This window comes from Coprococcus sp. AF16-5 (genome assembly GCF_003479365.1).
GTDB classification, from domain to species: Bacteria; Bacillota; Clostridia; order Lachnospirales; family Lachnospiraceae; genus Coprococcus; species Coprococcus aceti.
Genome location: NZ_QUGZ01000001.1, coordinates 1,057,752 through 1,071,817, shown reverse-complemented (window position 1 = coordinate 1,071,817; position 14,066 = coordinate 1,057,752). Strand labels below are relative to the sequence as shown.

General features: G+C 46.6%; 11 protein-coding genes and 1 tRNA gene. All 12 read left to right on the top strand.

Annotated features, from left to right (window positions below):
• The first annotated feature begins 243 nt into the window (after positions 1-243).
• Positions 244-1,158 (top strand): UDP-N-acetylmuramate dehydrogenase, encoded by a 915-nt coding sequence (gene murB, locus DWW70_RS04745; RefSeq protein ID WP_118649314.1) that lies wholly within the window; start codon positions 244-246, stop codon positions 1,156-1,158.
• Positions 1,159-1,185: 27 nt separating this feature from the next.
• The gene (gene rapZ, locus DWW70_RS04740; protein WP_015533288.1) at positions 1,186-2,064 is read left to right on the top strand and encodes an RNase adapter RapZ; all 879 of its coding nucleotides are present in this window, start codon (positions 1,186-1,188) and stop codon (positions 2,062-2,064) included.
• Between the two features lie 32 nt (positions 2,065-2,096).
• Positions 2,097-3,047 carry a DNA-binding protein WhiA gene (whiA, locus tag DWW70_RS04735; protein ID WP_118649313.1) on the top strand — a complete coding sequence of 317 codons (951 nt, stop codon included), beginning with the start codon at positions 2,097-2,099 and terminating at the stop codon, positions 3,045-3,047.
• 19 nt (positions 3,048-3,066) lie between these two features.
• The gene (locus DWW70_RS04730; protein ID WP_117548563.1) at positions 3,067-3,327 is read left to right on the top strand and encodes an HPr family phosphocarrier protein; all 261 of its coding nucleotides are present in this window, start codon (positions 3,067-3,069) and stop codon (positions 3,325-3,327) included.
• Positions 3,328-3,405: 78 nt separating this feature from the next.
• Positions 3,406-6,126: a tetratricopeptide repeat protein gene (locus tag DWW70_RS04725; RefSeq protein WP_118649312.1), complete on the top strand. Its 2,721-nt coding sequence runs from the start codon at positions 3,406-3,408 to the stop codon at positions 6,124-6,126.
• A gap of 92 nt (positions 6,127-6,218) precedes the next feature.
• Positions 6,219-6,710, top strand: coding sequence for a hypothetical protein (locus tag DWW70_RS04720; protein WP_117548565.1), 492 nt, complete (start codon positions 6,219-6,221; stop codon positions 6,708-6,710).
• A 117-nt stretch (positions 6,711-6,827) separates the two neighbouring features.
• Complete coding sequence (locus DWW70_RS04715; RefSeq protein WP_022216601.1) at positions 6,828-8,108, top strand: DUF4143 domain-containing protein; 1,281 nt, start codon at positions 6,828-6,830, stop codon at positions 8,106-8,108.
• Between the two features lie 29 nt (positions 8,109-8,137).
• Positions 8,138-8,210, top strand: a tRNA-Thr gene (locus DWW70_RS04710).
• A gap of 74 nt (positions 8,211-8,284) precedes the next feature.
• Complete coding sequence (locus DWW70_RS04705; protein WP_015533282.1) at positions 8,285-8,830, top strand: DUF5662 family protein; 546 nt, start codon at positions 8,285-8,287, stop codon at positions 8,828-8,830.
• Between the two features lie 11 nt (positions 8,831-8,841).
• A complete protein-coding gene (locus DWW70_RS04700) occupies positions 8,842-12,426 on the top strand; it encodes a DNA polymerase III subunit alpha (RefSeq protein ID WP_118649311.1) in 3,585 nt (1,194 codons plus the stop codon).
• Positions 12,427-12,452: 26 nt separating this feature from the next.
• Positions 12,453-13,259, top strand: coding sequence for a TrmH family RNA methyltransferase (locus DWW70_RS04695; protein WP_117548568.1), 807 nt, complete (start codon positions 12,453-12,455; stop codon positions 13,257-13,259).
• 82 nt (positions 13,260-13,341) lie between these two features.
• Positions 13,342-13,974 carry a single-stranded DNA-binding protein gene (locus DWW70_RS04690; protein WP_015533280.1) on the top strand — a complete coding sequence of 211 codons (633 nt, stop codon included), beginning with the start codon at positions 13,342-13,344 and terminating at the stop codon, positions 13,972-13,974.
• Positions 13,975-14,066: the final 92 nt, after the last annotated feature.

Here is a 14,066-nt window from a genome sequence, read left to right as displayed (position 1 = left end):
ATATCCAAAGGTTTTGCGAAAGATGGTAAATTTATATTAAATTTTAATATTGAATTATAAAAGTCTTTAATGTATGATGAATTTAATGGTGATGAATAGTGCCGTAAAATCCAATATATTAAAGACTTTTATTGTGTATGTTAAGAAAAAAGCAGTTCTCTGTGACAGAGGGTGCTTTTACTTTTGTTTTAAAATGCATGCACATGTGAATAAAATATAGAAGACAGATTGTATGAGGTTGACATGTCAGATTTAGATATATTGAACAGTATTCGAGAGATAACCGGAGAGAAGAATGCAAGCGCAGATGAGGTGATGAGCGCACACACTACCTTCAGGGTGGGCGGTCCTGCCGACTATTTTGCGAGTCCTTCTGATGCAGATCAGGTTGCGGGGCTTATAGAACTTTGTCGGAAATGTGAGATACCGTATTTTGTCCTTGGTAATGGCAGTAATCTGCTTGTGTCGGATGCTGGCTACAGGGGTATGATAATCAATATAATGGACAATATGAATGGGATAACAGTTGATGGTGATGTGATAACAGCCCAGGCCGGGGCGAAGCTGGTGAGAGTCAGCAGACTGGCAAGGGATAATTCGCTGACCGGTCTTGAGTTTGCTTCCGGGATCCCCGGTACTATAGGCGGTGCGGTGTATATGAATGCGGGAGCTTATGGTGGTGAGATGAAGGACGTTGTCACCAGTGTCAAGGTGATGGATGCCGATGGACATATATATGATATGTCGTCGGATGAACTGGATTTTTCGTACAGACACAGTGCTGTGGAGGCTGAGGGGCTCATAGTTCTTGAGGTTACCATGAAGCTGACAGCAGGTGTGCAGCAGGATATAGATGACAGAATGAAGGAATTGTCGGATTCCAGAAGAACAAAGCAGCCGCTTGAGTATCCGTCGGCGGGCTCTACATTCAAGAGACCTGAGGGATATTTTGCGGGTAAACTTATAATGGATGCAGGACTCAGGGGATATTCTGTGGGAGGAGCGCAGGTGTCCGAGAAGCACTGCGGATTTGTTGTGAACAGGGGCGGTGCAACCGCTGCTGATGTGACAGGTCTGATCCGTGATGTACAGAAGAAGGTTATGGATCAGTTTGGCGTGATGCTGGAGCCTGAGGTGAAGATGCTTGGCGATTTCTAGCATTCAGTGAGACAGGGAGAACAGAGCATGAGATTTGTTATTGTGACAGGAATGAGTGGAGCAGGAAAGGCAACGGCGCTTAAGACGCTTGAGGATGCCGGATTTTTCTGTGTTGATAATCTGCCTATCCAGCTTATAAAAAGGTTTGCCGAGATCGCTTATGATGAGCAGATCCAGGTGGATGATGTTGCTATCAGTGTTGATATCAGAAGTGGAAGGGCTTTGTCACAGCTCAATTCGTGCCTGGCGGATATCAGAAGAGAGGGCATGAATTATGAGATCCTGTTCATTGAGTGTTCCAATGCAACTCTGGTAAAGCGTTATAAAGAGACTAGAAGAAACCATCCTCTTTCGGTCAAGGGTGGGCGAATAATAGATGGAATAAACAAGGAGCGTGAGCTTATCGGCTTCCTCAAGGAGGAGGCTGATTATATAATCGATACTACCAACCTCCTTGTGAGAGAGTTTAAGGCGGAGCTTGACAAGATATTTGTGCAGAATGAGGAGTATTCGAATTTCATAATTACGGTTATGTCATTTGGCTTTAAGTATGGAATACCGAGGGATTCTGATATAGTTCAGGATGTGAGATTTCTGCCTAATCCGTACTATGACCTTGAACTCAGGGAGAAAACGGGAAACGACAAAGAGATACAGGACTATGTTATGAACTGCAAGGAGGGTCCTGAGTATCTGGAAAAGTTTATAGATCTGATAACATTTTTGATACCGAATTATATCAAGGAAGGCAAAAATCAGTTGGTCATTTCCATCGGCTGCACAGGCGGAAAACACAGATCCGTCACGATAGCCAATGCTGTCTATGCCCGTTTGCAGAAGTCAAAGTATACAGTGAGGATAGTTCACAGGGATATTTTGAAGGATTCAATAGTCAAGAAGTTGTAGCATGTAATAACAGATAGTATAGCAGGTGGAATATGTCATTTTCTTCAGACGTTAAGATGGAGCTGGCAGGGAATGTCCCAGGAGCGAGGCATTGTCAGATAGCTGAGCTGGCTGCGATGATCTCAATGGTGGCATATGTGAGATATTGGGCTGGCAGACCGGCCGGGCTGGTGATAGTTACAGAGAGAAGTGTTATCGCAAAGGAGATAGCTTCCCTGATAAAGAGGCTGTTCAGATATATTCCGGACTCAAGTGTAAGAAGGACCGGAGCTGACAGCAGAGTATACAGGATGGAGATCAATTCTCCGGAGATTGTCAATACGATACTGATGACCTTGAAGATAGAAAATGAACATGAGTGTGAAGGACTGATGCAGTGTCAGCTCATGAAGGTCAGCAGGATGGATGTTCAGCAGGATTGCTGCAGAAGAGCATATATAAAAGGAGTGTTCATGACCTCGGGATCAATCAGTGATCCGAACAAGGGCTACCACATGGAGGTGGTGTGCGAGAACGAGGGAAGGGCACAGTTCATACAGGAGATAATAAACGGATTTGGTGTGGAAGCCCGCATAATACAGCGGAAGAAATACTACGTCGTCTATCTGAAGGATGGAGAGATGATAGTTGATATGCTGGGAATAATGGGGGCACACATATCCCTGATGAATATGGAGAACATAAGGATCAGGAAGGATATCCGTAACAATATCAACCGCAGGGTCAACTGTGAGGCTGCAAACCTCAACAAGACCGTGAGCGCTGCCGTAAAGCAGATGAATGACATTAATTACATAATAGAGACAAAGGGCATAGGATATCTGCCCGATAACCTTCAGGAGCTGGCGCTTGCCAGACTGGAGAATGAGGATGCTTCCCTTAAGGAGCTTGGTGAGATGATGACGCCGCCGATCGGTAAGTCGGGGGTTAATCATAGATTAAGAAAAATAAGTGAAATCGCAGAAGAAATGCGGGGCTGTTGATGAGCCCAAGGAGGATGTAATGATCGAAAAGACAGTTGTTGTATCAATGATGGGAGAGGCAGAGGAAAGACCTGTTGCAGTTCTTGTACAGGTTGCAAGTCAGTATGACAGCAAGGTTCACCTTGTTACCGGAGATAAGAGAATCAATGCTAAGAGCATTATGGGTATGATGAGCATGAGCTTCGAGAATGGCAGTGAGCTCACTATAGTTGCAGACGGTGCTGACGAAGAGGCAGCAGTCAATGCACTTTCAGAATATCTGACAAAAAACAATAAGTAATTTGGATGATTTATTGCACCTCGGATGTGTATGTGGTAAAATGAATTTATCAATGGACATTTGTCGGAGGAACAGGATATGGGATTTTTTGACGGATTATTAAAGAAGATACCATTCGTATCCAGATTTTCCAAAAAGAAGGAACCGGTCAACAATGTGGAGCTCCAGTTCAACAAGGCCATGAACCTTATGGACAACGGAGATGCTGAGGAATCAGTAAACATACTTGAACAGGTTGCAGACATAGGAATAATGGATGCGCAGTATAAGTCATATGGGGATGATGCTCTTCTTGCACTTGCAGAGTTTTATGAGAAGGGAAAGTACCGCAACGCAGTTGTGGATGTGGATCTGAATAAAGCTACCAAGTATTACGAGAAGTATGTGAATCAGAACCACGACGGCGATGTTATATTCAAGCTTGCCAAGATGCTTCTGGAGGTTCAGAACTTCTCAAAGGCAATCAAGTATTATGAGCTTGCAGCCACAGATTACGGTATAAAGGCAGCGTATATGAGCCTCGGTTCAATATACGAGAGCGGACTTAACAGAGTGGATGAGTACGGCAACAAGAGTGATTATGTTGTGCCTATCGATCTGGACAAGGCCATGATGTGGTACAAGAAGCTTGCTGATACCGGTGATGCCAAGGCGAAGGCTTCATACGAGAGAGTTGAGTACATGAGTACCCATGGTGACAGCCTTGAGTTCGAGGAGAAGGACAAGCTGTACACGGATATAGCAGAGGCCAGAAAGGCAAAGGGAAAGGAGCCGCGTTACAAGGTTATCGAGGCTTCAAGACTTCAGTATCAGTACACATATGTACATGATCAGGTTGAGGGATTCATCCACAAGCTTCCAAAGGGCTGGGTGAAGACGATCAACGAGTCGACAGGCGAGGAGTATTACGCACCAAGTCTTACATATAAGGATTTTGCTATGTATGTATATTATGACAGTGTGCCAAAGGATTCAAAGATGACTCTTGAGAACTACCTGAGATACTGTAACGATGCGTTTGACGAAGAGCTGCAGCTCAAGGCGTATGTCACAGAGTATGCAGATGGAATATGTACGACTTACTATCATAAGGACATGGAGAAGGGAATCGTGTCATTTGCCTTCTATCATGGACGTAGACTGGCATGTATGAGATTCGTGTGTGCTACTATGGAGATCATAGAGCAGTACGAGGAGATCATATTTGAGACAGCCAACTCATTTGCGTTTGTAGATCCTACGCTGGCCAGTGACCACAGTGCCAACAGAAAGGATATGCAGTATTATAACGAGGCTATATACTGCTACTACCTTGAGGATTATGAGGGCGCCATGAGAGCCGCAAAGCAGGCTCTTAAGCTTGGAAGCATAAAGGCAAGTTACCTTTTGATAGAGCTGTACTACGATGAGGACAGCCCATACAGGGATGTTGAGAAGACTATAAGTTATGCAAAGCAGTTGTTTGAGGCAACCAAGGATCCTGAGCTTGCATTCCTTCTTGGAATCGTATATGACCAGCAGCTCAAGGATTATGTGAAGGCAGTTAACTGGTATGAGAATGCAGAGCGTCTTGGACACAAGAGAGTTGCATTCTATCTTGGAAGAATATATTATTATGGTCTGCTCAGAACGAAGAGAGACGGAGTCAAGGCGCTGTCTTACTTCAAGAAGGCCAGAGAGAACGGTATTCAGGAGGCTGAGGGTTATATCAAGGATCTTGAGGATCTCAAGGGAGAGGACCTTCAGACAGCCGTTGAGAAGTGGGAGCGTGCAGTGGAGGCCGGAAGCGAGTCAGCGGCTATCAAGATAGCCATGATGAAGCAGAGACAGATATTCTACATTGCAACACCATATGAGATCGAGAAGGCTTACCTTGAAGCACTTGGTCTTGGAAGCGCCCGTGCCGGATATGAGCTCGGAAGAATCTATCAGGTACAGGAGAAGCAGGATAACTACAAGGGCGAGATCAAGAGTATCAAGTATTTCGAGAAGGCGTTCAATGCGAACTTCGATGACTGGGATAAGGAGAACTTATTCAAGGTTATCAATTACAAGGTTGAGAAGGGCCTGGCCAGCGATGAGGCGGTCAAGCTGTACATAGAGAATGCAAGTATGGGATATGTTCCTGCTATTGAGAAGCTCATGGAGCTCGTTCCTACAACTACTCAGCAGATATGGAGCCTGTACGACGCTCTTATCGATCTTGCTGAGACCGGCGATGAGTCAGCGATAGTTGCGATGAACAAGCTGGAGATGAACTATGTAGATCTCATACTCAGAGAACCTGCCAAGGGACAGAAAGTTGTGGAGAACAAGTTCTTCAGACTCTGTGTTCCAAAGGAGTGTAACGCAGTCATCAACGATGATGGCGGTACTATCAAGATGGCTGATTCAGTCGTTGAGTTTGCAGTTGCCGAGATGCCTGTCAATGCTACGGCAGAGCAGGATTACCTGAAGATCTACAAGCTGATAGTTTCAGAGTATCTGCCTGATGAGAATGCGGATGTCATCATTGCCAACTCAAGAATGATCGGATCTGCAATAAGGGCTTCAAAGGATAACGTACATACATTCAGCATCCTTCTGATAAGCTCCAAGAACCAGTACATATTTAAGTTGAGTTCTAAGGACAGACGTCAGATGATGCAGTTCAAGGATGTCGTAGTTGCAATAGCCAAGTCTCTTGTTGAGACAGGTGAGATCTACAAGGCGACAGAGGAGGGCAAGAAGAATATCGGTCTTGCATTCCTGCTGAAGGCTAATGAGAGTGGATTCCTGTCAATCGGCAAGGGCGAGTAATACAACAGGATATCAATTAGATCAGAATGATCCCGGAGGACATATCTCCTCCGGGTTTTTTACCCCATAGGGATAGAGAAAGGGAGCATATTATGCCGGGACTTAACAAGAGAGAGCTCACGAGCAAGCCTTTGAGAATGGATTCCAGAATGGCTAGGGATTTGGAGAGATTATCTGATTATACCGGTTATTCTCAGAATGAGATCATTCTCATGTCCATAAAGAAATATCTGTTTGAAAATCGTGGGTATTTCCTGCGGGATATGGTGGAGGAGAAGTGCCTTTCGCGCATTGAGAAGGAAGTAAGGATCATGCGTGGAGAGACCCATCTGAAGTATGGAGACATGACGGTGGATGTGATGAAGTCAGAGAATGCAAATGGTAATATCAACTTATATGTAGCGACTATAAGACTTCGCAATAAGCTTGGAGAGATATTCTATGAGGATGTACAGGAGCTGGATATGTCGGGAAAAGACTGGGAATATTATAAGGAGTTCCTGTATGAGGTTGTGATGAAGTACATGGATATCGATGAACCAGCACTTAAGACGTATTTCAGGGAAAAATTCCTGTATGAATAGTATAAAGTGATAAAAAATCAGAGAGTGCAATGATATGGGTTTAACTATTTACATTGCAAATTTTTAGTGGTATCCTATAATAGATTTGGAAAAAGTGGTCGAATCGAGGTGAGATGCTTGTTTAGAAATGTTATGAATGACCTTGCAACATGGTATGAGACCGGAGCGGATAAGATTGCAGTTGTCCGTGGTGGCAAGTTTGTTGGCAAGACATGGGCTGTGGCTGATTTTGCCATGGGATTTTTTGAGGATCATATAATAATAGACATGGACAAGTATCCGGACTTTGCCGCATATGCAGCAAAGGAAAGGAGGCCGGAGAAGCTTCATGCCAAGCTTACAACGTCGCTTGACAAGTATGATTTCAAGGATAAGCTTCTTATATTTGACAATGCGCAGAACTGTGTGGGACTGCTCGGCAACCTTGTTGAGTATAGCAGATACAATACTGACTGCAGGATCTGTGTCATTGCGACATCCTGTGGACCAATCCCGGGAGAGGAAGAGTGCCAGGATGACATATGCGTATATGAGATGATGCCTATGAACTTTGAGGAATTCCTGAAAGCGGGAAAGGGCAGAAAGCTCTGTGCATTTATAGAGAACCAGAAGATCACACCGATGCCGGATGAGGTCAGGGACAGCGTCCAGACAATGCTTGAGACTTTCTTCGTGACCGGAGGAATGCCGGAGGCGGTGGATGAATATTATAAGACAGGAGATCTCAGAAGAGTTGATGTGGTTTTGAAGTCTATACTTGACAGAACTACTGAATATCTGATAAACTCCACTCCGAAGAGATATCTTACCAAGGTCATGGCGATATGGAACAGTATTCCGGTTCAGCTTACCAAGGAGAACAAGAAGTTCATGTATGGATACGTTGATCCGAAGGCCCGTGCCAGGGAGTACGAGGCGTCAGTTGATCAGATCGTCAGGATGGGCGTTGTGCGTCAGGTGTACAGAGTCAGGAATGGAGTGCTTCCTCTGGCAAACCAGAAGGATGACAAGTCATTTGAGCTGTATCATCTTGATCATGGTCTGCTCAGGGTCATGGCTGGTATTCTGGTTCAGGATATTGACACAGATAATGTTCTTGATATGATGGATGGAGTTATAGCAGAGCAGTACGCTCTTGCAGAGCTGTATGTGAACAGGAGTATCGGGGATCTGTATTTCTGGATCTCATCGGCCACAGCGAAGGTTGATTTCGTGTATGAGGGCGATGGAGAGGTCATTCCAGTGGATGTTCAGACAAGTCCGCACACCAAGGCCCAGAGCTCCAGAGTATTCAAACAGAGATATGACAATCAGACTTCAGTGAGGATATCTACAGATGACATGTTTGTCGATAAAGGATTGGTAAATATACCGCTATATGGTATCTGGTGTTTCTAACCGATAGCGTATGGTAGTAATTTATAGATGCCGAAATAGCTCAGTTGGTAGAGCAACGCATTCGTAATGCGTGGGTCGAGGGTTCGAGTCCCTTTTTCGGCTTCAATATTGAGGAAGGCTGCCTGCAAAAGTTTTTGCGGCAGCCTTTTGTACTCAGTGGGAAAGGACGGGATGATATGGATGCTCCAAAATGGTACAGACATTTGAAAACCATAAACAGACATAAGAGAATGGTCATGCATAACTGCTTTAAGTGCGGATTATACTGGCAGGGGCTTGTGCACGATCTGTCAAAGTATTCGTGGACTGAGTTCTCAGTCGGGGCAAAGTATTATCAGGGAACAAGAAGCCCGAATGATGCGGAGCGCGAGAGCAAGGGGTATTCAAGCGCATGGCTGCACCACAAGGGAAGAAACAAGCACCATCTGGAATACTGGGTAGACTACAGTGTTGACAGGAACTGTGTGGAGCTGGTGGGAATGCGCATGCCGGAGAAGTACGTTGTGGAGATGTTCTGCGACAGGGTGGCTGCCAGCAAGAATTATAATGGTGATAAGTATACGGATTCATTTCCGCTTGAGTATTATCTGAGGGGCAGATCCAGACATCATCTGCACCCTGAATCGGCGGATCTGCTGGAGGACATGCTAACGACTCTGGCTGAGAAGGGCGAAGATTATACATTTGACTATATAAGGCGGGAGATACTGCATAACAAATAAGGAGGAGACATATGGAGTTTACACATCTGCATGTGCATACAGGCTACAGTCTGCTGGACGGCGCGGCGAAGATAGACGGACTTGTGCGCAGGGCAAAGGAACTGGGATATGATTCCCTCGCAATAACGGATCACGGCGTCATGTACGGTGTTATAGAGTTCTATGAGACTTGTCTCAGAGAGGGGATAAAACCTATTCTCGGATGTGAGGTGTATGTCAGTCCGGGATCACGATTTGACAGGGAAGTAGGAAAGGGCGATGACAGATATTATCACCTTGTACTTCTGGCGGAGAATGATCTGGGATATCACAATCTGTCCAAGATCGTGACCAGAGGATTTACTGAGGGCTTTTATTATAAGCCGAGGGTCGACATGGAGGTGCTGGAGAAGTACCACGAGGGAATTATAGCGCTCAGCGCGTGTCTTGCCGGTGAGGTTGCGACAAAGCTCAGAAAGGGCGACTACGACGGTGCGAAGGAGACTGCGATAAGATACAGGAATATATTTGGAGAGGACAACTATTTCCTGGAGATGCAGGATCACGGAATACCTGAGCAGGCAACCGTGAATGCGGGGATCATGCGTCTGTCAAAGGAACTGGGTATCCCTATGGTCGTGACAAATGATTCGCACTACATCTATGCCGAGGACTGGGAGGCACATGATGTTCTCCTGTGTATACAGACTAATCACAAGGTTCAGGACGAGAACAGAATGCGCTATGATGGAGGTCAGTTCTACCTCAAATCAAAGGAGGAGATGGCTGAGCTGTTCCCATATGCCATGGAGGCTCTGGAGAATACACATAAGATCGCAGAGCGGTGTAATGTGAATATCGTATTTGGCGAGCAGAAGGTTCCGAGATTCGATGTGCCGGAGGGATATACCGCGGAGGAATATCTGGATCATTTGGTATATGAGGGTATGGAGAAAAAGTACGGATTTACATATGAGGAGTCCGGTAAGATGGCCGAGGGAACCCACGGCTACGAGGTCAGACAGAGAATAGATTATGAGCTGTCTGTCATAAAGAGCATGGGATTTGTGGATTATTTCCTGATAGTGTGGGATTTCATTCATTTTGCAAAATCGCAGGGAATTGCGGTTGGACCTGGAAGAGGTTCGGCGGTTGGAAGTGTGGTTGCTTACTGTCTGGACATCACGACCATTGAGCCTTTGCAGTACAACCTTCTCTTTGAGAGATTCCTGAACCCGGAGCGAGTATCCATGCCGGATATTGATATAGATTTCTGCTATATCAGACGTCAGGAGGTCATCGACTACTGCGTAAGGAAATATGGCGAGGAGTGCGTGACACAGATAATAGCATATCAGACCATGGGCGCAAGAAACGTCATAAGGGACGTTGGAAGAGCCATGGATCTCCCGTATGCGGTGTGTGATTCCCTTGCAAAGGCAATACCTGCAGAGAAGGATATGACCATAGATATAGCACTCAAGACGAGCAAGGATTTCAGGGATATGTACGAGGGCTCGGACGAGATCAAGGAGCTTGTGGACATAGCCAGAAAGCTTGAGGGACTCCCTAGAAATGCAGGAATGCATGCGGCGGGAGTGGTTATAGGCCGTGAGGCGATAGAGGAGTATGCGCCTTTGTCAGTTGGAGCCGAGGGCGCGGTGGTAACCCAGTTTGAGAAGAACACGGTGGAGCATCTGGGAATGCTCAAGATGGACTTCCTGGGACTCCGAACGGCGACCGTTGTGCAGGATACAGTCAAGCTTGTCAAGCAGACAACAGGCAAGGATATAGACATAGACAATATAGATTACGATGATCCGAATATACTTGGACTCATGGGACAGGGAAAGACCGAGGGTATGTTCCAGCTCGAAAGTGAGGGCATGAGAAACTTCATGATGAAGCTGAAGCCACAGAGTCTGGACGATGTAATTGCCGGTGTTGCTCTGTTCAGACCGGGTCCTATGCAGTTCATAGACGACTACATCAGGGGCAAGGAGAACCGTGAGCTGGTTCACTATGATACTCCTGAGCTCGAGGAGATACTTGAGCCGACTTATGGATGTATCATTTACCAGGAGCAGGTAATGCAGATCGTTATGAAGCTGGCGGGCTATACGCTGGGAAGAAGTGACCTTGTGCGCCGAGCCATGGCGAAGAAGAAGCCTGAGGAGATGGAGAAGGAGCGTCATAACTTTGTGTACGGCAACAAGGAGCTCAATGTTCCAGGATGCGTGGCAAATGGAATCTCGGAGACTGTGGCAAATAAGATATTTGACGAGATGATGAAGTTCGCGGAGTACGCATTTAACAAGTCCCACTCCGTGGCATATGCGGTACTTGCGGCACAGACAGCGTACCTTAAGTATTACTATCCGGTGGAGTTCATGGCTGCGCTGATGTCATCGGTAATTGACAACAATGGCAAGGTTGCAAAGTATATAAGTGTGTGTAAGCAGATGGGAGTTGAGGTGCTCCCTCCGGATATAAATGAGGGAGTGGCAAAGTTCTCCATAAGCAACGGCAAGATAAGATACGGACTCTCCGGTATAAAGAGTGTCGGCGGTGCTGTTGTCGACAGGATAGAGGCGGAGAGGACCAAGAATGGACCGTTTAAGGATCTCAGGGATTTCCTCACAAGGATGCCTTCAAAGGACACAAATAAGAAAACTGTTGAGGCTCTGATACTCAGCGGTGCATTTGATGATATGGGAGCAAACAGAAAGCAGATGATGATGGCTCTGCCGGCCATAGCGGAGGAAGCCGCAAGGGAGAGAAAGAGCAGGGAGTCAGGGCAGATGTCTCTGTTTGACCTGATGGGAGACGATTTTGTGCAGAGCAATCTCGTGCCTTACCCTGATGTGGAGGAGTATTCAGATCAGGAGAAGCTGGCGCTTGAGAAGTCTGTGCTCGGAGTGTATATATCGGGACATCCGCTTGGCAAATACATCGAGCTTATGCAGAGAATATGCACGGCCCAGGCGACGGATTTCGTGGTGGACACCGAGGATGACGATGAGATGAGCCAGGATCAGGGTGACGGAGATGGACAGAAGCTTCAGGACAATGCAATGTATGTCATCGGCGGACTCATATCAAGGGTGACGGTGAAGCTCACCAAGAACAATCAGAATATGGCGTATGTGACTATAGAGGATCTGGTCGGACAGGTCGAGGTTATAGTATTCCCGAGGGATTTCGAGAAGTTCAGGGACAGACTTCTGGTGGATTCCAGAGTGTTTGTCAGGGGCAGGGCGAATCTCGGCGAGAAGGAAAACAAGCTCATATTGTCGGATATGATAAGCTTTGAGGAGGCAGAAGGTGGCAAGAGCTTTCAGTCGGGGAAGCCATGGAACAACAGACAGAAGCCTGTTCAGAGCAACAGCCAGCTCTGGGTATTGTTCGATGATGTGGACGAATACATGAAGAACGAGTCTGCATTTATGTCGATCCTTGAGGAGTACAAGGGCACATGTCCGGTGTACGTGCAGCTCAAGAAGTCCAGACAGGCGAAGAATATGGGCCGGGGATTCTGTGTGGATGAGAATTCCGGCGTGGTGTACGCGCTCCAGATGGAATACGGCAAAGACAGAGTATTGCTCAGAAAAGTGTGACAGAAATACCGCAAAAGGAGAAAAAAGTGGAAGTAATTACAGCAAACAGTAATCCGAGGATAAAAGAACTTAATAAGCTGAACAAGGATGCAAAGCTCAGAAAGGACAGAGACGTGTTCGTGGTCGAGGGGATACGCATGTTCAGGGAGCTTCCGCTTCAGAATGTTCAGGAGGTGTATCTGTCGGAGAGTGCGCTTAAGGAATACAGGGATGAATTCAAGAGCATGGGTGTGCTTGATGGGAGGAATACCTGGATACTCAGCGACGGAGTGTTCGCAGGGGTGTCACAGACCAAGACTCCACAGGGGTGCATGGCTGTGGTGAAATGCATGCATTATCAGCTTGATTCCGTGCTTGGCAGGAATGACAGAGAGACATTTCTTGTGCTGGATACGCTCCAGGATCCCGGAAATATGGGAACTATATTCAGAAGCGCCGAGGCAGCAGGTGTGACCGCCGTGCTTATAGGAAAAGGTTCATGCGATCCGTACAATCCGAAGGTAGTCAGATCGACGATGGGTGCCATATTCAGGGTGCCATTTGTCATGTGCGATGACCTGCCCGGGACTGTGGAGGAGCTGAGACAGTCAGGCGTTGTGGTGTACGGAGCACATCTGGACGGCGACGATCTCTACGACATAGGATTCCCGGACAGGGTGGCATTCCTCATAGGAAATGAGGGAAATGGCCTGACGGATGAGGTGGCGTGCAGAGCCGACAGACTTCTCAGGATTCCGATGGAGGGCAAGGTCGAATCGCTGAACGCTGCAATATCGGCGACTCTTTTGTCGTATGAGGTAATGAGACAGCGAAAGAGAGACCGACAAAACTAGATCAAACAAGACAGCATATTTTTGTACTGCGTGGCATAACTTTTAAAGTATGCAAAAGTTTGTTATAACGGAGGGAGAAAATATGACTGAAAAAACATTAAACAACAATCAGGTAGTGGTGGCAGGAGAGATAGCATCAGAGTTCGTGTTCAGCCACGAGATATTTGGCGAGGGCTTCTATATGGTGGATCTCATCGTCAGCAGACTCAGCGATGCTTACGATACTATTCCGCTCATGGTGTCTGACAGACTGTTCGATGTGAACGAATCCCACATAGGGGAGCGCATCATGGCAAAGGGACAGTTCAGGTCATACAACAAGCATGAGGAGACCAGAAACCGCCTTATACTGTCTGTGTTTGTGAGAGAGATCGAGACCATCGACGAGGATGATGCGGAGGAGGAGAACAGACCAAATCAGATCTATCTTGACGGTTACATATGTAAGGCACCTGTGTACAGGATGACGCCCCTTGGAAGGGAGATCGCGGATGTGCTGCTGGCGGTCAACAGAGCATACGGCAAGAGCGATTACATACCATGTATCTGCTGGGGCAGAAATGCGAGATTTGCCGGAAAGCTCCAGGTAGGAGAGCATGTGGCCATCTGGGGAAGGATCCAGAGCAGGGAGTATCAGAAGCGTATCGACAATGACCAGGTGATCAGCAAGGTGGCATACGAGGTGTCTGTGAGCAAGATGGAATGTCTTGAATGATATTTCATAAGGAGGGGCCCACGTCAGTGGGAGGAATCCTTGTGAAGCACGCAGTAAAATATATGGTTGACATGGTCTGGATGCGGTGATAT